This window comes from Methylococcales bacterium (assembly GCA_030949405.1).
Classification (GTDB): domain Bacteria; phylum Pseudomonadota; class Gammaproteobacteria; order Methylococcales; family Methylomonadaceae; genus WTBX01.
Map to the genome: position 1 here is coordinate 232,820 of JAUZSN010000002.1, position 20,963 is coordinate 253,782.

Here is a 20,963-nt window from a genome sequence, read left to right on the forward strand (position 1 = left end):
ATATAATTAAATAAACGAATGATACTCGCTTATTGTAGATCGTTATTAACTTTTATCAACCCAAAAAAAAAGACAACCCGAAAGTTGTCTTTTTTGCTTTTAACAACGTTAAGAGCTTAAAGTTTTTCTCTAATTCTTGCAGCACGACCTGTTAAGTTACGCAAATAATATAATTTTGCACGACGAACCGCTCCACGACGCTTAACATCAACACTGCTGATAATGAGGCTATGTGTTTGGAAAACACGTTCAACACCCACACCATAAGAAATTTTTCTAACCGTAAAAGCCGAGTTTAAACCCCGATTACGTTTTGCAATGACAACCCCTTCAAAGGCTTGTAATCTTTCACGTTCGCCTTCTTTTACTTTGACTTGAACCACAACCGTATCACCTGGGTTAAACGCAGGAAGATCTGTTCTCAATTGTGCTTTATTTAATTCATCAATAATATTACTCATACCAAACCCTATTTCACTTCAAATTTAAATTCGTCTAACAATGCTTCCTGCATTGCGGTTAATTTTTTATGTTCTAATAAATCAGACCGTCTACACCACGTCCGTCCTAAAGCTTGTTTCATACGCCAACGTTCTATTTTTGCATGATCGCCACTTAATAAAACTGCGGGAACGGCTTCGCCCTGCTCTAGTTTTTCAGGTCTTGTATAATGAGGGCAATCTAAAATCCCATCGCTATAAGAGTCCTGTTTAGCGGAGTTCTCATCCCCTAATACTTTTGGAATTAATCGAGTGATTCCATCAATAATAGTTAATGCGCCGAGTTCACCGCCACTGATGATATAGTCGCCTAACGACCATTCTTCATCACAAATGGTTTCAATAAAACGTTCATCAATGCCTTCATAACGACCCGCAACTAAAATAAGTTGATCAACGTCGGTGCTTGTTGTCGAAAGTAAAGCGTGATTAATAGGTTTCCCTTGAGGTGATAAACAAATCACTTTGCAGTTTTTTGCGTTCATGCTGCGTTTTGCATCATTTACCGCATCGGCAAGTGGTTGATATTTCATCACCATGCCAGGGCCACCGCCATAAGGGCGGTCATCAACGGTACGGTGTTTATCGTGGGTATACTCTCTAGGATTCCAAACAGATAGGCTTACTAAGGCTTTTTCGAGGGCTCTACCTGTTACACCATAACGTGCTGTTTCGCTGACCATTTCAGGAAACAAGGTAATGACATCAAATTGCATCTTAAAAGTCTATATCCCAGTCAACACGCATAATTCCTGTTTCAAGATTGATGTTAACGATGGTTTCAGGTTGTAGGAAGGGGATGAGCCGTTCTTTTTCACCTTTAACAATCAATACGTCATTCGCGCCTGTTTCTAAAATAGAGTCAACATCACCTAGCTGAACGCCTTCCAGCGTTTCAACTTTTAAGCCGATTAAATCATGCCAGTAATATTCATCGCCTGCTGTTGCCGGTAATAAATCTTTTGGAATAAGGATTTCACTCCCGATCAACTGTGCGGCAGCGTCTCTATCACCTATTCCTTTTAATCGGGCAATGACTGTTTTTCCTTGGCGTTTGCCGCCAGCTACTTTAATTTCAGTCAGTTCATTATTTTTTTTTAACAACCACGGTGAATACGTTAAGATATTTTCACGGGGTTCGGTAAAAGAAAAAATTTTTAACGCGCCATGAACACCAAAAATACCCGATATTTCACCTAGTGTAATCAGTTTTGTAGACAATGCGCTTAGGCTGCAACTGCAACAGCTTCAGACTTTTTATGGTCTTTAATGAGTTTAGAAACACGATCAGAAGGTTGCGCCCCTTTTATTTTCCAATGTTCAATTCGAGTTGTATCTAAACGTAATCTTTCTTCTTGACCTGTTGCAAATGGGTTAAAAAAACCAAGACGTTCAATATAACGTCCATCACGGCTGTTGCGACCATCAGTAACAACAATATGATAAAATGGACGATTTTTCGCGCCACCGCGAGAAAGACGAATGCGTACCATTGATAAATTCCTTAAACAATAATCAAATTAATCTATCTATGTTACGCGATTTTTTTAAGATGTGAAATATAAATTAATAATTTTTATCATTTTTATTAGAGACGCTCGTGTTATTTTGTGCCATTAAAAACGATTATTAAGGGAGAAACGTTAGGCGGAAATGGCTCTCTATCAATGATTATTCTAAAATTTGCTTAAGAAATGGAATGGTTAATTTACGCTGGGCTGACAGAGTGGCTTTATCAAGTTGTTCTAATAAAACCCACATGGATGGCATATCACTGGCATAATGTGTCACTAAAAAATGCCCTACCTTATGCGAAACGATAATTCCCATGTGACTTGCTTTATGAATTAAGGCGGCAATAATTTCATCTTGCTCTAACGGATTTAATTTTAACGCTAATCCTGCATTAAGACTGTTTTTAAGATCCACTAATTTAGTTTTACTTGCTTCGGGGTGTTCACGAGCGGTTAAAATTAGACGATTATTATTTTCTAAATGCTGATTGAGAAAATTTAATAAGGCTTGCTCCCAATCTAAGTTACCGACAATTTCATTCACATCATCGAAACAGATGAGTTTGACCTCTTCGAGTCCTTCAAGCATGGAAAGGGGGGGTAGTCGCTTTTTTTCAAAAGGATAGTAAAAAGGGTTCATCCCCTCGGTATGCCCTAATTGACAACAGGCTTGTAAGAGGTGGCTTTTCCCTAACGCAGCATCGCCATAAAGAAAAATCTGTCGTTCACCTGTTCCTAAAATCAAATCTTGTAATTGGGTAACAATAGTTTGATTGGATGCGGGAAAATAGGTGTTAAAACCTTGATTTGATTGAAATTCAAACGCGAGTGGAAATTGAATGCTCATGATTTTAGGGTGTTTTTTTTCTTAAGCGTACGTAAAAGCTCGCCCCAAAAAAAAGTAATAAACTAAAAATAACTTCAAGTATAGCAAGTAATCGCTGGTCTGCTGTAACAAACGCTTCTATTGAGCCATGAATAAAATACAATAAGCTCACATAAGCAGCCCATGCACAGCTTTTAGGTTTTGCCTCAAGTAAGCCGCGTAAAGGGAGTAACAAGGGGGTGACCATGACAATAAGGACGATACTCACGGGAAAATACCGCGAGGGAGCTAATAGGGTATTCCATAACATCATTAAAAAAAAGAGTCCGAAATAACCTGTTAAAGCAATGTAATAAAGGTAGCGTGGGTTCATTATGTTAATTTTAAAGCGGTATGAGCCAATCGAAGGCCTAATGTTTTACAAATATTTTTTTCATCTTGACTTAAATCAGCATCACCACTGGATAGATGACTTGCTCCATAAGGGGTTCCGCCTGTTGTCGTTTCTCGTAGTGAATTTTCACTATAAGGAACGCCCATTAAGATCATGCCATGATGAATAAGCGGTAGCATCATCGATAATAAGGTGCTTTCATGTCCGCCGTGCATACTCCCTGTTGCGGTAAAGACGGCGGCGGGCTTCCCTGTTAATGCGCCTGATAACCAAATTTCTGTGGTATTATCAATAAAATATTTTAAAGGCGCGGCCATATTACCAAAATGCGTAGGACTCCCTAAAGCTAAACCATCGCATTGTTTTAAATCGTCAAGCGTGGCATAAGGAGCCCCTTTGGAAGGAATATCGGCCTCCTTTTTTTCACAGACGGTTGAAATAGCTGGAACGGTACGTAGTATAGCCTCAACGCCCTCTATAGATTCTATTCCACGTCCGATATAATTGGCCATTTTTTCAGTATGTCCATCACGGCTATAGTAAAGCACTAATATTTTTAGCATGTTGATTATTCCAAAATAGCTAAAACGGCTTCAGGGGGTCTTCCTATGGCGGCTTTTCCATTAGCCAAAACAATCGGCCGTTCAATTAATTTAGGATGACACACCATGCTGTTTATGAGTTGTTCAGATGATAAGGATTCATTATTCAAGCCGAGTTCTTTATATATGTCTTCTTTTTTTCGCATTAATTCACGCGGTTCAAGAGCGAGTTTTTGTAAGATCTCAGTAAGCTGTTTGGCTGATAAGGGATTTTTTAAATACTCAATAATTTCAGGTTCTATGCCTTGGTCTCTTAACAGTTGTAATGTCTGTCTTGATTTACTACAACGTGGGTTATGAATGATAGAAATAGGCATAGATTGCATTCTTGGATAACATAAAAAACGTTATAATAACATTTTGTATTACTAACGGCTCGTAAAGCTATGAAATTACCTGATTATTCTTCTGCACGAGTCCTTGTCGTTGGCGATGTAATGTTAGACCGCTATTGGCATGGGACGACATCACGTATCTCATCCGAAGCCCCTGTGCCTATTGTTCACGTTAAAGATGATGAACAACGTGCAGGAGGCGCGGGTAATGTGGCTTTAAATATGGCTAAACTAGGAGCAACCGTTTCATTAATGGGTTTTGTCGGCAAAGATGAAGCGGCTAAAAAGTTAACAAGACTATTAAACAAAGCAGGTGTTGTCTGTTCGTTTGAGGCTTTAGACGATTTGCCTACGATTACTAAACTCCGCATTATGAGTCGCCATCAACAACTCATTCGGATGGATTTTGAAGATGGTTTTCATCATGTTGATAGTACGACCTTGTTGTCTCATTACCAAACTAAACTAGAACACGCACAAATAGTGGTTTTATCGGATTACAATAAAGGGACACTTAACGATACTCCCGGGTTTGTAACCCTCGCTAGAAAAATGAATATTCCTGTGTTAATTGACCCGAAAGGAACCGATTTCACCCGCTATCGTAGTGCCTCTTTAATTACCCCTAATTTAAGTGAATTTGAAGCAGTTGTTGGTCATTGTGCTGATGAAGATGACATTGTGACTAAAGGGGGGCGACTCTTGGTTGAATTAAACTTAGGTTCCTTACTCATTACGCGAGGTGAGCATGGAATGACCTTATTAGCGAATGGTGAACCGCCGTTACATTTACCCACACATGCACAAGAAGTTTTTGATGTAACAGGGGCAGGAGATACGGTTATTTCAACCTTAGCCGCGAGTCTTGCCGCTAATAGCTCGTTAGTTGAAGCCATCACATTAGCGAATATAGCCGCAGGTATTGTCGTAGGTAAATTGGGAACCGCGACTGTAACCATAAAAGAATTTAATGAAGCCTTAAATGGAGAAAGCGTTGATCATCAAGGCGTAGGGACGCTTCCTGAAATTATCAATGCGGTCAATCATGCTAAAAAGAATGGTGAAAAAATTGTATTAACCAATGGTTGTTTTGATATTTTACATTTAGGCCATATTACCTATTTAAAACAAGCCAAAGCGTTGGGCGATCGACTGGTCGTCTTGGTTAATAGTGATGACTCTGTTAAACGTTTAAAAGGTGAAAATCGACCGATTAACCATTTGAATGAACGGATGGAAATGTTAGCGGCATTAGAATGCGTCGATTGGGTCGTGTTTTTTACCGATGATACGCCGCAAAACGTTATCGCACAATTATTGCCTGATATTTTGGTGAAAGGCGGCGATTATGCGGATATTACAACCATTGCAGGCCATAAAGAAGTGCTTGATAATGGCGGTGAAGTTAAAGTTTTAACCTTTGTTGACGGGCATTCAACCAGTCAGATTATTGAAACGATTAAAGGGAATCCTTAATGACTAAAGATAGACTATTAGATCGGGCTCATCAGTATTGGTTATTAGCACGTTTTGATAAACCGATTGGAATTTTAATTTTATTATGGCCTGCCCTGTGGGCATTGTGGGTTGCGAGTGACGGCAAGCCTAATTTACTGGTTTTAACGGTCATTTGTTTAGGCGTTATTTTAACGCGAGCGGCAGGTTGTGTGATTAATGATTATGCAGATCGTGATTTTGACTGCCATGTCGAACGCACCCAACAACGACCGATTGCATCAGGAAAAGTAAGCCCTTCAGAAGCCTTAAAACTATTTGCTATTTTGATTGGGAGTGCTTTTTTATTAGTGTTATTATTAAATGTCATGACCATTTTATTATCGCTCATTGGTGCATTTTTAATTGCCAGTTATCCCTTTATGAAACGCTATACGCATTTGCCCCAAGCCTATTTAGGCATTGCTTTTGGTTGGGCTATTCCCATGTCATTTGCAGCACAGACTAACCATATTCCAACGGTTGCTTGGATTATGTATTTAGCCGTTGCTTTATGGGCGATTGTTTATGACACCATGTATGCCATGGTCGATAAAGAAGATGATCTAAAAATTGGGGTTAAATCAACCGCTATTTTATTTGGTGATAGAGAACGTGAAATTATTGCCTTATTACAGTTGGTTATTTTAAGTCTTTTAGCGATTGTTGGACAACTGCAAGCCCTTGGATTTTTCTATTATTTTAGTCTTCTTATTGCGGCTGGATTATCGGTTTACCAGCAAACTTTAATTTTTCAGCGTGATAAAGACTTATGTTTTAAAGCCTTTTTAAATAGTAATTATTTTGGAATGGCGATATTTATAGGGTTGATGATTGATTATGGGTAAAATCCATAAGGACTAATAATGTAATAACATCCCAAACTTTATTGTAGGCTGGGCTTTAAGCCCCCTATGTTTTATATTAACTAATCAAACTTCAAACTATGCGTTTAAAAGCCGATCCTATTCATTGCCATTTAACTGAAATTAAACTTCATAAACTCTCTAAAGTTTTAGAAATCAGTTTTGATAATGGTAAAGTTTTCAAATTACCCTGTGAATATTTACGGGTATTTACCCCCTCCGCAGAAGCATTAGGTCATGCGCCTGGACAAGAAATTTTGCAAACAGGCAAACAAGACATAGGCATTAATGAAATTAAAGCCATCGGAAATTACGGTATTAGCCCTGTGTTTACGGATGGACATCAAACGGGGATTTATACATGGGAATTGCTTTATAAACTGGGTTCTGACTATGAAACTTTATGGGGAAGTTATTTGAAACAGCTTGAAGACGCAGGGAAAAGTCGTACCGCCTAGTTATTTCTTTCCGTTTATTTTTACACAAAATTCAATACTATTATTACTATTATGAGCAATCAAGACACCACCCATTTCGGTTTTAAAGAAGTCGATACTGAAGAAAAAGTTAAATTAGTCCGAGGAGTCTTTGATTCTGTCGCGGCGCAATATGATGTGATGAATGATTTAATGTCACTGGGGATTCATCGAATTTGGAAGCGCGTCGCGATACAGCTTGCCAATGTTCGTAATGGCGATAAAATCCTAGATTTAGCGGGCGGCACGGGGGATTTAACGATTCAATTTGAAAAGCGTGTCGGTAAAACAGGGGAAGTTGTTTTAGCCGATATTAATTCAGAAATGTTACGCACGGGGCGTGATCGTTTAATTAATAAAGGACTTATCGGGAATATTCGATATGCCCAAGTCAATGCCGAGTGTTTACCCTTTGAAGATAACACCTTTGACTGCGTGAGTATTGCCTTTGGTTTAAGAAATGTTACCGATAAAGACGCGGCATTACGTTCTATTTTACGCGTTTTAAAACCCGGTGGACGGCTGATTGTTTTAGAATTTTCTCATCCTACTGATAAATTAACTGAAAAGGTTTATGATTTTTATTCCTTTAATTTGTTACCCAAAATTGGTGGAATTGTCGCAAAAGATGAAGAAAGCTATCGTTATTTAGCGGAGTCTATTCGGATGCACCCTAAGCAAGATGAATTAAAAGAAATGATGGAAACGGCAGGCTTTGAACGCTGTGAGTATTTTAATATGACGCAAGGGATTGTTGCCGTACATCGGGGTTATAAATTTTAAGAGGTGCAATATGGTTGCCAATTTAGCGACGAAATATCATTTGAGCGAAGCTGAGTATTTGGAAGGCGAAAAAACCAGCGAAATTAAGCATGAATATAGTGAGGGTGACGTTTATGCGATGGCGGGGGCGAGTCGAAATCACAATATTATCAGCAGTAATATTGCCAGGCAATTGGGTAATCATTTAGAAAATACGCCTTGTACAACATTTGTTGCCGATATGAAAGTAAAGGCTAATGATGCTTTTTATTACCCTGATGTATTGGTGGTTTGTGATGATGATAAAGGGGATGATTATTATACTGAATTCCCCGTTATTATTATTGAGGTTTTATCGAATTCAACCCGTGGTCGTGACAAAGTGACAAAAATGAATGCTTATCGAACTATTCCAACATTACAAGAATATGTTCTTATTGAGCAAAATTTTGTTGATATTGAAATTTGTCGTAGGTCTTCGCATTGGCAATCCAAACATTATTTTTTAGGGGATAAAGTGACATTTGAATCATTAGAAATAACGTTATCGGTTGAGTCTATTTATCAGCGAGTGGTTAATGAAGAAATGTTGGAATTACAACGTAAAGTAGTCAAAACATGAGGGTGTGTTGTCTTTATCCTACTAAGGTGATGCCCCCAATTTTTTGCATGATGTCAATAAATTAGTCCAGATGCCTATGTTAGTCATTGGCGTTATTTCTTCGAGCCAACTTATTCAAGTGTCGTTAGAAGCAAAACGTTTAATTGAAGCGGGTATTAACGTCGTATAGGCAATTGAGCTTTTTACACACACTATTTTTGTGATGACAAAAGAAAAGCAGAGTTAGGTTTATACGGTGGTTGAATCGGAATTGATTAAAGTCGGTTTTGAAAGTATATTTGGTCTTAAGAGATAATTTAATGGAACGTTTAAGTATTAAAAACTTTTTATGTATTAAAGAAGCTGATTTTGAAGTCGGTAGGTTTAATATTATTATTGGCTCTCAAGCCAGTGGTAAAAGTGTTATCAGTAAAGTATTGTACTTTTTTAAAGAAATTTTTTATAAGGCTAAATTATTAAGTGTTTCAGAATATAATGTAGAAACAACGCTTTATAAAAATTTTAAGAAGTATTTTCCTGAATATACGTGGAAAGATCAAAACTTTCAAATTGATTATGAAATTAATAATATAGGTATTTCTTTAATAAATACCCATGAGGGGACGATAGAGGTCGTTTTATCGGATGAATTTGTAAGAATGACTGAAGCGTTAGAAAAATTAAATAACGTAGAAGATTCTTTGGATTCTATATTAGAGCTTACGAAATTAAAAAAAGAATTTTCTTGTCTTTACCCTGTGTTATTTATTCCTGCAACACGTTCTTTTTTTGCCATTATGCAAAAAAATATTTTTTATCTTCTGGATAATGATATAAAAATAGACCCTTTTTTGAAAAAATTTGGCTCATTATATGAAAATGCAAAAAGGTCATTTATTGAACATGATGGTATTGTTAGCAAAAGTGAACTACAACAAAAAACAAAGTCTATAATACACTCTATTTTAAAAGGAAATTATTTTCGTAAAGACGAACAAGACTGGATAGAAATGCAGACAGGAGAGATCGTTAATCTTTTTCATTCGTCATCAGGGCAACAAGAGTCTTTACCCATGCTGATTATTTTATCTGTATGGGTTTCTTTTATAGATATAATAGATGAGAGAAGCAACGCTAAAATTTTTATTGAAGAACCCGAAGCGCATTTATTTCCTGTTTCTCAAAAGCATATTATTTCTTTACTAGGGGTAATTTATAACCATTCTTATGATTTTGTATTAACAACCCATAGTCCTTATATTTTAACGGCGATTAATAATGCAATTTTAGCACAAGATGTTATCGAAGAAAAAGGCAAGGAGGCGGTTAAAGCTATTTTTGATCCTGATTTTTCGATTAAATATGAGGATGTAAATGCTTATACTATTGAAGACGGACGTTTAATAAGTATTATGGATGATGAGGCGCGATTCATTGGTGCCACTATTATTGATTCTGTGTCAGATGATTTTGAAACAGATTTTGATAATTTACTTGATTTGCAAGCAGAATAATGGATTTTCAAGCCTGTGGTCGAAAGAGAACAGATAAAATTATCACAATTTCTGAAAATACTCGGAAATTTACCCTGAATAATCCTCATCAAAAACTAGTTTTTCAGGTTGTCGTTGATAATTGTTTGATTAAAACAGGAAAACGTTGTGATTATTTGTTTGAAATAGGTGATCCAATACGACAAATATATTATGTTGAATTAAAAAGGGAAGGCTATTGAGAAAGCGTGTGACCAGTTAAAAACAACGATTATAGCCTGTAAAAATCGTCATCAAAATTTACTAAAAGAGTGTCATGTTGTTGCCTCAATAATTCCTAAGTTAGGAACGGGAACACAAGTATTAAAAAAGAAGTTTAGACAACAAACTGGGATCAATTTAAATTTACATACTCGGCACGCTCAAAAAATCATATAAATTACTTTAACTCATAAATTTAGATACATTGGTATGCAAACACAGGTAACTTTAGAAAGAAGTCGATTAAAGGGTTTAATTCAACATCCGCATTTCAAGGATGATTCGGAAGCTATTTTAAACATTAAACCTCAAACTAAAAAAAGTTATTCTTTTTGTGGGTATAGGGCGTTGTAAAAATAAATAATGTTATCTTTTAAACTCTTTTTCCACCCCTTTATCTATCTATGCTAATCAAACCCCTCTTAAGCAGTGCCTTAGAAACCGTACTTAATCAATACCTCACCTTAGATGATAAGGCTCATTTATTTTTAACTCCCTTAGCCGATAAGGTTATTGCGATTACGATTGAACCTTTCAATGAAACCTTATACCTCTGCCCGACTAAAACCCATATTCAATGTTTAGAAAATTTTGTAGGCGACGTTGATACCACACTTTCAGGTTCAATCGCCGCTTTCGGAGTCATGGGACTTTCAAAAACCCCGATGCGTTCTTTATTTTCAGGGGATGTGAAAATTACTGGGGACACTCGCCTTGGACAAAGATTCCAGCAACTTTTTGAGCAATTAGAGATTGACTGGGAAGAACACCTTTCTCATCTCACAGGTGAAGTTGTCGCGCATACGTTAAGTAACTTATTTCGTTCAAGCCATCACTGGACACAAGAAACCATTGAAACCTTTAAACTCAATGCGACCGAGTTTTTACAAGAAGAAACCCGTGACTTACCCGCAAATGCCGAAGCGGATATTTTTTATCAACAGGTTGATAGTTTACGCATGGATTTTGACCGCCTTTGCGCCCATGTTAATCGGTTACAAACACTTAACACTAACAAGGACTCTTAAGTGATACACCCTAAAGTTTTAATACGCCTTATCCATATTAATTGGGTGATGATGTTCCACGGTTTAGATGAACTTGTTTTAAAAACGCATTTATTTCGACCTATTCGTTATTTGGTTTATCTATCCCCTCATTATTGGTTTAAAAAGGAAAAAGAAAATAGAGGGGTAAGAATACGTCGCACCTTAGAAGATTTAGGGCCTATTTATGTCAAGTTTGGTCAAGCTCTTTCAACGCGTAAAGATTTGTTGCCTGAAGATATCGCCAATGAATTGGTTAAACTTCAAGATAAAGTTCCCCCTTTTGAAAGCCATGTTGCGATTGAAATTATTGAACAATCATTAACTATGTCGGTGAGTGAAGCCTTTGCTGAATTTGAGTCTAAACCCTTAGCCTCAGCATCGGTTGCTCAAGTTCATAGCGCGGTATTACATAGCGGTGAACACGTCGTTGTTAAAGTTTTACGGCCTGATATAGAAACACGCATTCATGCGGATGTCCGTTTGATGTATGAAGTCGCCAAATTTGCTGAACGCTTTTGGGATGATGCTAGACGCTTACGTGCGGTTGAAGTGGTCGCGGAATTTGAAAAAACCACCTTAGATGAATTAGATTTAGTGCATGAGGCTTCAAATGCCGCTAAATTACGCCGTAACTTTAAAGATTCAGACTCCTTATATGTTCCTGATATTTATTGGGATTATACGCGTAAAAAAGTCATGGTGATGGAGCGTATTCATGGTATTCCTATTGGCGATATTCCAAAATTAGCAGAACAAGGGGCTGATTTTAAAACCCTTGCTGAACGCGGTGTGCAAATATTTTTTACCCAAGTCTTTAGAGATAACTTTTTTCATGCTGATATGCACCCAGGTAATATTTTTGTCGATATTCCTGATAAATATATCGCAGTGGACTTTGGTATTATGGGATCACTTTCCTTAACCGATCAACGCTATTTAGCTGAAAATTTTCTCGCTTTTTTTAATCGTGATTATAATCGAGTGGCCCAAATGCACATTGAATCAGGCTGGGTTCCGCATACAACACGGATAGAAGATTTTGAAATGGCGATTAGAAGTGTTTGTGAGCCTATATTTGAAAAACCATTAAAAGATATTTCCTTTGGTTTATTGCTACTCAGACTTTTTCAAACCGCACGCCGTTTTGATATGGTCGTCCAACCGCAGTTGGTTTTATTACAAAAAACGTTATTAAATATTGAAGGATTAGGGCGTGATTTATACCCTGAATTGGATTTATGGCAAACCGCAAAACCTTTTTTAGAAAATTGGTTTCATGAGCGTTTAGGCCCTAAAGCAAAAATTAAGGAAGCGTTAAAAAAATTCCCCGAAGTAGCGGAACATTTTCCAGAAATGCCTAATTTATTATTTCAAGCTTTAGATGGGGCGGCCAATGCAAATCGTCAATTATCCGCGCATAATCAGGAAATGGAACGTATTAGGAAACAGCTCGAAAGTAATTATAACGGGACGATTATGGCCATTATTGCAAGCGCGACCTTGCTTGGTTTAGCAATACTTGTTCAGTAGCAAATATTATGCAAATAAATATAAACCGATTGGAACATTCTATATTTTCGGGTAGTTATTTAACCGACGATGTTTCTTTTTTATTAAAGCCTATTTCAATCCCTTATACCGACGTTGAAGAACGCGAACGAATTATGCAAATTGAAGGGCGGCATTATAGTGAGTTATTGCCTAAAGAATATTTACCTTCAAAACAGTATCAAGCTATTTTTTATCAGGTGTTTGATTTCAATAAACACCGCTTGGCCCAGCATATTTTTGCACTGGCGAATCGTTTGAATCAAAAGAAAAGCTTGGTACTGGTGTCATTAGCACGGGCAGGCACACCGATTGGGGTTATTTTAAAACGCTGTTTACGAGATTTATTTCATCGTGAAGTGGCTCATTATTCCATTTCAATTATTTTAGATAAAGGGATTGATGAAAATGCCCTGCGTTATATTTTGTCTCACCATGATAAACAAGGCGCGGATATTGTTTTTATTGATGGTTGGACGGGTAAGGGGGGAATTGCGCGTGAAGTGAAAAAATGGGTTGACCGTTTTAACCAACAACATGAAACAAATATTTCCACAGACTTATATACGGTGGCCGATATTGCAGGTTATGCGACCGTTGCGGCGACGACAAAGGATTATGTTATCCCATCAGCGTTATTAAATTCGACCATTAATGGACTGGTCAGTCGGACGATATTAAATAAAAATTATCTTAATGAGGATGATTTTCATGGTTGTAAACTTTACCCTGAATTTGAACCTTATGATTTATCATTATGGTTTGTTGAGCAAATGATGATAGAAATAAAAACGTTGGATGAACCTCGCGCATGTATTAATGTTAATCAACACCCATTACAGCAACAAAATAATCAATTTATTCAACAGGTCATGGTGACGTATAAAATCGGAAATCGTCGCTTAATTCGACCGGGGATAGGCGAGGCTATTCGTATTTTACTCCGACGTGTTCCCGATAGAATTTTAGTTCAAGATCGACATTCTACCGATATTAGCCCTTTTTTAGTGTTGGCTGAGGAAAAGAATGTGCCGGTTGAAGAAGTTAAAACGATGCCCTATCAAGCGGTAGGAATTGTTTCGCAATTAACGTTATAAGAGCGATGAGTCAACCTTAATAAGGCACAAATTCAAGCGATGATGGTGTGTATCATCATCGTATTTTAAAAAATAGGATTAAGGATAGGTTAACGATGTTTCGATTAAGCCAGTATATGCGTGAAGTTTTACAACCCACCGCTTTAAAATCGGTGCGTAAACCCGTTGCGCCCGTCGTTATTTGGAACTTAATTCGTCGTTGTAATTTAACCTGTAAGCATTGTTACACCACGTCGGCTAATATTCATTTTCCAGGTGAATTAACGACCGCTGAAATCTATCAAACAATGGACGATTTAAAGGATTTCAACGTCCCCGTACTTATTTTATCAGGCGGTGAACCGTTATTACATCCTAATATATTTGCCATTTCAAAACGGGCTAAAGCGTTAGGTTTTTATGTCGCATTATCCAGTAATGGAACTTTAATTACCCCCGATAACATTGAACAAATTGCGGCAATGAATTATCAATATGTGGGGGTTAGTTTAGATGGTATTGGCAAAACGCACGATGATTTTCGTCAACAAAAAGGCTCGTTTGCAAAGTCTTTAGCAGGGATACGTTTATGTCACGATAAGGGAATTAAAGTGGGCATTCGGTTTACCTTAACGCAAGATAATGTGGAGGATTTTCCTCAAATATTAAAACTCATGGATGATGAGGGTATTGATAAATTTTATTTATCGCATTTGAATTATGGCGGACGTGGGAATAAAAATCGTCAGGATGATGCCAATTTTAAAATGACGCGGGAGGTCATGAATCAATTATTCACCCAGTGTTTACAATGGGAGCAACAAGGCGGGAAGCGGGAAATTGTAACAGGCAATAATGATGCAGATGCGGTTTATTTTCTACATTGGGTTAATCAACATTTCCCACAACGTGTCCATGATTTACAGTTAAAATTAGAACAATGGGGCGGCAATGCGTCAGGGGTTAATGTTGCAAATATTGATAACTTAGGCCATGTTCATCCTGATACCTTTTGGTGGAATCACTCGTTAGGTAGCGTTAAAGAAAGAACGTTTGCGGATATATGGCAAGATACGTCAGATCCACTGATGGCCGGTTTAAAGCAAACTCCACGGCCTTTAGAAGGACGTTGTGGGTCGTGTCATTATCAAAAAATATGCAATGGTAATACACGGGTTAGAGCGCAACAAGTATTTAATAACCCGTGGGCTGAAGATCCAGGTTGCTACCTTACTGAGGATGAAATTAGTCCTAGGGTGTAGAGGGTTACTCGCCTTGATACCCGTAAACTTTCCTTATTTTTCAACTTTAACTAAAATGCGTAAATTTTTCGTTTGATGGCTTTGTTGATGCGATAACAGCCCCTCTTTTTCAGAGTGCTGCTGTTGATTGACCGCACCAATTTCGATCCATTCCCCTAACCGTGTTTTCAACGTTGTTTTAGCTTGATGTGTTTTTATATCCGTATTCGTGTGTAAACGTTCAGACCACGGAGAGATTTCCAAGAGAACCTGTTCACCGTTCAATCGGGGTAATACGGCAAAGCCCGTACTGACTTCAATTTGTTGTTGCTGTTGCCTAACAACCCGTTGACCATAACGGTTTATATAGCGGTGTGTCTGATGAATAGGAAGATAACGACCCACATTTATATGAGCCGCTGTTCCTTCTAAGGTGGTTAATATTTGTTGATGATTCGCATTGTCTTGTTGCTGTTGATAATTCGCGGTCACTTGTCCTTGTAGGTTTGAATTCTGACCCACTAAAATGTTAAGGTTAATCCCTGCATTTAACTGTTCGGCACTCAAGTCTTCACTCTGAATAACCGTGATCGTCAAATTTGTTAGGACGCTATCCAGTTGTTTGATAACCGCTTTAATTTCACGCAGTTTTTCAGGACGGGTTTGAATGATTAAATTAAAACCATCAGGGATTAAACTATCAGATTCATCTAAAAAGGGGGCGATGATCGGTTCTATTTCTGAGGCAAGTCGGTTAGAAAGTGGAATAATTTCCATGACCGTTTCAGCGGCAAAAGTCGCTAAATGGGGTAAAAATAAACTTAAAAATAATAGGATTCGCCCCATCTAGCCCTCCAAAAATCGTTATAATTTTTTGTAAAGTGATAAGTACTGTTTAGCACTATTTTGCCATGAAAAATCTTTTTTCATACAGTTACGTTGCAATTTTTTCCAAACGGGTTTGTCATAAAATAAAATCAATGCCCGCTTAACGGCTTCGATTAAAGAATCTGCACTGGCATCATGAAAAGCAATGCCTGTCGCGGTATTATTAGCGATACTTTCAGGCAAGGTATCTTTAATTGTATCGGCCAACCCTCCTGTTTTTCTTACAATGGGAATCGTCCCATAACGCTGACTATAGAGCTGATTTAAACCACAGGGTTCAAAACGCGAAGGCATCATGAAAATATCAATGCCTGCTTCAATCAAATGCGCAAGGGATTCATCATAGCCTAACGTCACTGAAATTTTATCAGGATGGAGCAAGGTTAGGTTATGTAATCGATGTTCAAAGTCAGGCTCACCACTGCCTAATAAAACAAACTGAATGGGTAAGAGTAACATTTCAGCTAAACAGTCTAAAATAAGATCAATTCCTTTTTGCTCAACTAATCGACTAATCATCCCAAAAATAGGAATGTCCTTGTCAATGGGTAAGAAAAGTCGTTTTTGTAAGGCGATTTTATTGGATTGTTTGTAGTCTAAATTATCGACATTGTAATGTTGAGTAATATGTTCATCGGTCTCTGGATCCCATACTTGGGTATCAATGCCATTAATAATTCCTGACAAACTGTCTTGCTTGTAATGCAGTAAGCCTTCAAGTCCATAGCCCAGTTCTGAGGTTTGTATTTCTAAAGCATAACGAGGGCTGACAGTGGTGATATGGTCAGCATAAACCAACCCCCCTTTAATTAACGACAGCATTCCGTAAAATTCCAAGCCATCAGGATGCCAAAGCTGATTCGGTAAATTTAACGTTAAATATTTATCCGCAGGATATAAGCCTTGGTACGCTAAATTATGAATAGTAAATACGGTCGCAGGACGCTGTAACTCAAGACTTAGAAGGGCGGGAACCAACCCTGTTTGCCAGTCATTACAATGGACAACATCAGGTTTCCATTCCAAATACGTTCTATTCATGGCAATTTCGGTTGCAACTTTACAAAATAGCGTAAAACGTTCTAAATTGTTTTCCCAAGGATTACCTTTCGGGTCACTATAAGGATTTCCAGGTAAATTAAAAAAAGGCGGGTAATCAACGAGCCAAATAGTTACCTGACTATTGGGAAGCTTGGTTTCTAAAATATGGACTTCAGAATTATCAATACAAATCGTACAACGATGATGAACGGGTTCGGTGATATTTAAACTTTGATAATAAGGCAGTAAGATGTGAATGCTTTGTGAAAGCTCATTTAAGGCTTTGGGCAGACTTCCCGAAACATCGGCAAGACCACCTGTTTTAATAAGAGGATGGGCTTCACTACTGACAAAAAGTATTTTTTTCATAAATTTTGATGTTGCAAGATTTTAATAATGTAGGATAGTTATTAACTATCCTACATGACTTAAGACTATAATTTCAATACAATCGCCGCTAGTGGGGGTAAGGTAAGTGTAATCGAATGAGGGTGATTCATCCAGGATTCAGATTCCGAAATGATTTGACCATTACCGATATTACTTCCCCAGTAATAACTGGAATCAGAGTTTAAAATTTCAGTATAACTTCCTGCGATAGGCACCCCGATACGATAATTTTCTCTAGGAACGGGGGTGAAATTTAAAATAATAACTAAATCCTCTTCCGCAGTTTTACGACGATAGCTAATCACCGATTGTTGCACATCATGACAATCAATCCATTCAAAGCCTTCATTATCAAAGTCATGTTGAAAAAGTGCGGGGTGTTTAGAATACAGTTTATTTAAATCTCTTATTAGAGTTTGAATGCCTTGATGTTGTGGGTAATCCAGTTGAAACCAATCAAGAGCTTGATTAAAATTCCATTCCGCCCCTTGTGCAAATTCACAGCCTTGAAATAAAAGTTTTTTACCTGGGTAGGTAAACATAAAACAATATAATAATCGTAAATTAGCAAACTTTTGCCATTCATCTCCTGGCATTTTAGAGAGCATTGAGCCTTTGCCATGAACGACCTCATCATGCGAAAAAGGTAACACAAAATTTTCAGTGAATGCATAAAGCATTCCAAAGGTTAACTGATCGTGATGATGACTTCGATGAACCGAATCTAAACTCATGTACGACAGCATGTCGTGCATCCAGCCCATGTTCCATTTCATCGAAAAACCTAACCCACCTGTCCATGTTGGACGTGTAACTTGAGGCCATGAGGTTGATTCCTCGGCCATAATTACGGTACCAGGATGTTGCTCATGGGTCACAGAATTTAAATCTCTTAGAAAATCAATCGCTTCTAAATTTTCATTCCCCCCATACATATTGGGTACCCAATCATTTTCTTCGCGGGAATAATCCAAATAGAGCATAGAGGCAACCGCATCGACTCGCAGACCATCTAAATGAAATTCTTCTAACCAAAAAATAGCGCTGGCCAGTAAAAAGTTTTTAACTTCATTACGGCTGTAGTTATAAATGAGCGTTCCCCAATCACGATGCTCGCCTTTGCGGGGATCTTCATGCTCATAGAGGGGACTGCCATCAAAACGCGCCAATGCAAAGGTATCTTTTGGAAAATGAGCAGGCACCCAATCTAAAATTACGCCAATGTCGTGGCGGTGACAATAATCAACAAAATAACGAAAATCATCAGGTGATCCATGACGACTACTGGGGGCAAAATAACCTGTGGTTTGATAGCCCCACGAAGCATCTAACGGGTGTTCCGTGATCGGTAATAATTCAATATGGCTAAAGCCTAATTTTTTAACATACTCAACAAGCTGGGCGGCTAATTCACGATAATTTAAAAAATTACCGCGTACATCACGTTGCCAAGACCCTAGGTGTACTTCATAAATAGACATCGGCGCATGTAACCAATCATAATCTTTACGCTGATCCACCCATTGACCATCTTGCCATTGATACGGTTTTTTTTGTCTAATAATCGAAGCCGTTTGCGGTCTAAATTCAAACTCTTGCCCATAAGGATCCACTTTGGTTAATATTTCTTGGGTTTTTTGATTAAGAATTTCAAACCGATACAAACAAACAGAATTTAAATTAGGAATAAAAATTTCCCATATTCCACAATTGCCTAAATTTCGCATAGGATTACAACGGCCATCCCAGCGATTAAAGTCACCAATAACACTAACACGCTGCGCATTAGGGGCCCAAACGGCAAAATAAATACCACTAACACCATCAACCGTGCGTGAATGTGCGCCTAGTTTCCGATAAATGTGCCAGTGCTTCCCTTCACTAAATAAATGTTGGTCAAACTCAGGTAATTGTGATGGAAAATCATACGGGTCATAAAATTTAAAGGGGTGACCCTCTTTATCAACCCCATGTAATTCATAATGTTTTAAGGTTTTTGTATTTACTAAAAGACATTCAAAAAAATCAGTTCCATTAATGCGTTGTAACTCGCCATAGCCTGTAATAGAAACGCTTTCTGCGTAAGGTAAATAAACAGTTATTTTGGTTTGCTTATTTTTAGTATGACGACCTAAAATTGAAAAAGGGTCATGATGGGTTGCCTCACTGATTTTTATTGAATCAGAATCAAGCGTAATTTTTTTTTGTTGCTTGTTCACTTTGTATTGCCTCAGTGTAGTAAAATGGATTAGTAAGTCATGTTACCAAATTAAATTTAGTCTGTAACAGTCAATTTCATAAAGAGGATAAAAATGTCAGATTTAACAAATCAACCTCATGAGCGTTTTGTTAGCCATCTAACTCGTAACACAGTTGCATTAATTTTAGCAGGAGGCCGAGGGTCAAGGCTAAAACAAATGACCGATTGGCGGGCAAAACCTGCTGTTCCTTTTGGAGGTAAATTTCGAATAATTGATTTTCCACTCTCTAACTGTGTCAATTCAGGCATTCGTAAAATTGGGGTTTTAACCCAATATAAATCAGATTCACTCATTCGCCATATTCAACAAGGTTGGAGTTTTTTACGCGGTGAATTTGGTGAATTTGTCGATTTATTACCTGCACAACAACGGATTAATGAAAGTTCATGGTATCAAGGTACAGCCGATGCCATCTATCAAAATATTGATATTCTTCGTTCGATCAACCCTGAATATATTTTAGTGTTAGCGGGCGACCATATTTACAAAATGGATTATGGGCAAATGTTAGCCGATCATGTGACTAAAGATGCTGATTTAACCATCGGGTGTATTGAAGTTTCATTGGAAGATGCCACCGCATTTGGGGTTATTGGTATTGATGAAAATCGACGGGTTAATGCTTTTGTTGAAAAACCTGAAAATCCGCCAGTCATGCCAGGACGTAGTAATACCGCATTAGCATCGATGGGAATTTATGTGTTTAAAACCGAATTCTTATTTGAGAAATTAGCCAAAGATGCTGAAAACCCTAATTCTAGCCGTGATTTCGGTAAAGATATTATCCCTTCAGTGATTAATGACCATAAAGTTAATGCCTACCCATTTTTAGACTTACAAAGCGGTCAGCAAAGTTATTGGCGCGATGTCGGTACCATTGACGCATATTGGTCTGCAAATATGGAATTAATTGGGGTTAATCCTGAATTAAATCTTTATGATAATAGCTGGCCTATCTGGACTTATCAGGCACAAACCCCGCCTGCAAAATTTGTATTTAATGATGATGACCGTCGAGGGGAAGCAGTTGACTCCATGATTTCAGGAGGCTGTGTTATTTCTGGATCTAAAGTAACCCACTCCTTGTTATTTTCAAATGTACGTGTGAATTCATATAGCCACTTAAAAGATGCGATAATTTTACCGTCAGTCACCATCGGTCGCCATTGCCGAATTACGAAAGCCATTGTTGAAAAAGGCTGTAAAATTCCTGAAGGAACGATTATTGGTGAAGATAGAGCCGAAGATGAAAGACGATTTGAAGTCAGTGAAAGCGGCGTAGTATTAGTAACAGCAACCATGTTAGGGCAAGGACGATTTCGTGACAGAATGTAAAAAATTAAAA

The 20,963-nt window shown here is 37.7% G+C and carries 24 protein-coding genes; 13 read left to right on the forward strand and 11 right to left on the reverse strand.

Going from position 1 to position 20,963, the window contains the following annotated elements; translation table 11 throughout:
• Window positions 1-116: 116 nt before the first annotated feature.
• The 8 genes from rplS to arsC all read right to left on the reverse strand — a co-directional run bounded on the left by rplS (window position 117) and on the right by arsC (window position 4,153).
• Window positions 117-461, reverse strand: coding sequence for a 50S ribosomal protein L19 (gene rplS / locus Q9M50_01300; GenBank protein ID MDQ7089273.1), 345 nt, complete (start codon window positions 459-461; stop codon window positions 117-119).
• 8 nt (window positions 462-469) lie between these two features.
• Complete coding sequence (gene trmD / locus Q9M50_01305) at window positions 470-1,216, reverse strand: tRNA (guanosine(37)-N1)-methyltransferase TrmD (GenBank protein MDQ7089274.1); 747 nt, start codon at window positions 1,214-1,216, stop codon at window positions 470-472.
• Window position 1,217: 1 nt separating this feature from the next.
• The gene (gene rimM / locus Q9M50_01310) at window positions 1,218-1,721 is read right to left on the reverse strand and encodes a ribosome maturation factor RimM (GenBank protein MDQ7089275.1); all 504 of its coding nucleotides are present in this window, start codon (window positions 1,719-1,721) and stop codon (window positions 1,218-1,220) included.
• A 5-nt stretch (window positions 1,722-1,726) separates the two neighbouring features.
• On the reverse strand, window positions 1,727-1,993 hold the full coding sequence (gene rpsP / locus Q9M50_01315) for a 30S ribosomal protein S16 (GenBank protein ID MDQ7089276.1): 267 nt from the start codon (window positions 1,991-1,993) through the stop codon (window positions 1,727-1,729).
• Window positions 1,994-2,171: 178 nt separating this feature from the next.
• Window positions 2,172-2,861, reverse strand: coding sequence for a DnaA regulatory inactivator Hda (hda, locus tag Q9M50_01320; GenBank protein MDQ7089277.1), 690 nt, complete (start codon window positions 2,859-2,861; stop codon window positions 2,172-2,174).
• A 4-nt stretch (window positions 2,862-2,865) separates the two neighbouring features.
• The gene (locus Q9M50_01325; protein ID MDQ7089278.1) at window positions 2,866-3,213 is read right to left on the reverse strand and encodes a DUF2069 domain-containing protein; all 348 of its coding nucleotides are present in this window, start codon (window positions 3,211-3,213) and stop codon (window positions 2,866-2,868) included.
• The gene (gene wrbA / locus Q9M50_01330) at window positions 3,213-3,797 is read right to left on the reverse strand and encodes an NAD(P)H:quinone oxidoreductase (protein MDQ7089279.1); all 585 of its coding nucleotides are present in this window, start codon (window positions 3,795-3,797) and stop codon (window positions 3,213-3,215) included. The genes Q9M50_01325 and wrbA overlap by 1 nt, the downstream gene beginning before the upstream one ends.
• A gap of 5 nt (window positions 3,798-3,802) precedes the next feature.
• Window positions 3,803-4,153, reverse strand: a complete 351-nt coding sequence (arsC, locus tag Q9M50_01335) for an arsenate reductase (glutaredoxin) (protein ID MDQ7089280.1) — start codon at window positions 4,151-4,153, stop codon at window positions 3,803-3,805.
• Between the two features lie 69 nt (window positions 4,154-4,222).
• Here arsC and hldE point away from each other — a divergent pair, with 69 nt between their 5' ends.
• From hldE to nirJ, 12 genes are all read left to right on the forward strand, one after another.
• Window positions 4,223-5,647, forward strand: a complete 1,425-nt coding sequence (gene hldE, locus Q9M50_01340) for a bifunctional D-glycero-beta-D-manno-heptose-7-phosphate kinase/D-glycero-beta-D-manno-heptose 1-phosphate adenylyltransferase HldE (GenBank protein MDQ7089281.1) — start codon at window positions 4,223-4,225, stop codon at window positions 5,645-5,647.
• On the forward strand, window positions 5,647-6,513 hold the full coding sequence (ubiA, locus tag Q9M50_01345) for a 4-hydroxybenzoate octaprenyltransferase (protein ID MDQ7089282.1): 867 nt from the start codon (window positions 5,647-5,649) through the stop codon (window positions 6,511-6,513). Before hldE ends, ubiA begins: the two co-directional genes overlap by 1 nt.
• A gap of 98 nt (window positions 6,514-6,611) precedes the next feature.
• Window positions 6,612-6,989 carry a DUF971 domain-containing protein gene (locus tag Q9M50_01350; protein ID MDQ7089283.1) on the forward strand — a complete coding sequence of 126 codons (378 nt, stop codon included), beginning with the start codon at window positions 6,612-6,614 and terminating at the stop codon, window positions 6,987-6,989.
• A 51-nt stretch (window positions 6,990-7,040) separates the two neighbouring features.
• Window positions 7,041-7,790, forward strand: coding sequence for a bifunctional demethylmenaquinone methyltransferase/2-methoxy-6-polyprenyl-1,4-benzoquinol methylase UbiE (gene ubiE, locus Q9M50_01355; GenBank protein MDQ7089284.1), 750 nt, complete (start codon window positions 7,041-7,043; stop codon window positions 7,788-7,790).
• A 10-nt stretch (window positions 7,791-7,800) separates the two neighbouring features.
• A complete protein-coding gene (locus Q9M50_01360; protein MDQ7089285.1) occupies window positions 7,801-8,391 on the forward strand; it encodes a Uma2 family endonuclease in 591 nt (196 codons plus the stop codon).
• 43 nt (window positions 8,392-8,434) lie between these two features.
• On the forward strand, window positions 8,435-8,560 hold the full coding sequence (locus Q9M50_01365) for a hypothetical protein (GenBank protein ID MDQ7089286.1): 126 nt from the start codon (window positions 8,435-8,437) through the stop codon (window positions 8,558-8,560).
• 130 nt (window positions 8,561-8,690) lie between these two features.
• Complete coding sequence (locus Q9M50_01370) at window positions 8,691-9,884, forward strand: AAA family ATPase (GenBank protein ID MDQ7089287.1); 1,194 nt, start codon at window positions 8,691-8,693, stop codon at window positions 9,882-9,884.
• Window positions 9,884-10,105 carry a hypothetical protein gene (locus Q9M50_01375; protein ID MDQ7089288.1) on the forward strand — a complete coding sequence of 74 codons (222 nt, stop codon included), beginning with the start codon at window positions 9,884-9,886 and terminating at the stop codon, window positions 10,103-10,105. The genes Q9M50_01370 and Q9M50_01375 overlap by 1 nt, the downstream gene beginning before the upstream one ends.
• A 423-nt stretch (window positions 10,106-10,528) precedes the next feature.
• Entirely contained in the window at window positions 10,529-11,152 is a 624-nt protein-coding gene (locus tag Q9M50_01380; GenBank protein ID MDQ7089289.1) for an SCP2 sterol-binding domain-containing protein, read from the forward strand.
• On the forward strand, window positions 11,153-12,703 hold the full coding sequence (gene ubiB, locus Q9M50_01385) for a ubiquinone biosynthesis regulatory protein kinase UbiB (GenBank protein MDQ7089290.1): 1,551 nt from the start codon (window positions 11,153-11,155) through the stop codon (window positions 12,701-12,703).
• Between the two features lie 8 nt (window positions 12,704-12,711).
• Window positions 12,712-13,818 (forward strand): tellurite-like stress resistance cysteine protease StiP, encoded by a 1,107-nt coding sequence (locus tag Q9M50_01390; GenBank protein ID MDQ7089291.1) that lies wholly within the window; start codon window positions 12,712-12,714, stop codon window positions 13,816-13,818.
• A 95-nt stretch (window positions 13,819-13,913) separates the two neighbouring features.
• On the forward strand, window positions 13,914-15,059 hold the full coding sequence (gene nirJ, locus Q9M50_01395; protein MDQ7089292.1) for a heme d1 biosynthesis radical SAM protein NirJ: 1,146 nt from the start codon (window positions 13,914-13,916) through the stop codon (window positions 15,057-15,059).
• A gap of 33 nt (window positions 15,060-15,092) precedes the next feature.
• Here nirJ and Q9M50_01400 read toward each other — a convergent pair whose 3' ends face one another.
• The 3 genes from Q9M50_01400 to glgB form a co-directional block, all read right to left on the reverse strand.
• Window positions 15,093-15,884 (reverse strand): type II and III secretion system protein, encoded by a 792-nt coding sequence (locus tag Q9M50_01400; protein MDQ7089293.1) that lies wholly within the window; start codon window positions 15,882-15,884, stop codon window positions 15,093-15,095.
• Between the two features lie 18 nt (window positions 15,885-15,902).
• A complete protein-coding gene (gene glgA / locus Q9M50_01405; GenBank protein MDQ7089294.1) occupies window positions 15,903-17,336 on the reverse strand; it encodes a glycogen synthase GlgA in 1,434 nt (477 codons plus the stop codon).
• Between the two features lie 65 nt (window positions 17,337-17,401).
• The gene (gene glgB, locus Q9M50_01410; GenBank protein ID MDQ7089295.1) at window positions 17,402-19,576 is read right to left on the reverse strand and encodes a 1,4-alpha-glucan branching protein GlgB; all 2,175 of its coding nucleotides are present in this window, start codon (window positions 19,574-19,576) and stop codon (window positions 17,402-17,404) included.
• 93 nt (window positions 19,577-19,669) lie between these two features.
• On the opposite strand from glgB, the gene glgC reads away from it, so the two are divergent.
• Window positions 19,670-20,953, forward strand: coding sequence for a glucose-1-phosphate adenylyltransferase (gene glgC / locus Q9M50_01415; protein MDQ7089296.1), 1,284 nt, complete (start codon window positions 19,670-19,672; stop codon window positions 20,951-20,953).
• The last annotated feature ends 10 nt before the right edge of the window (window positions 20,954-20,963 follow it).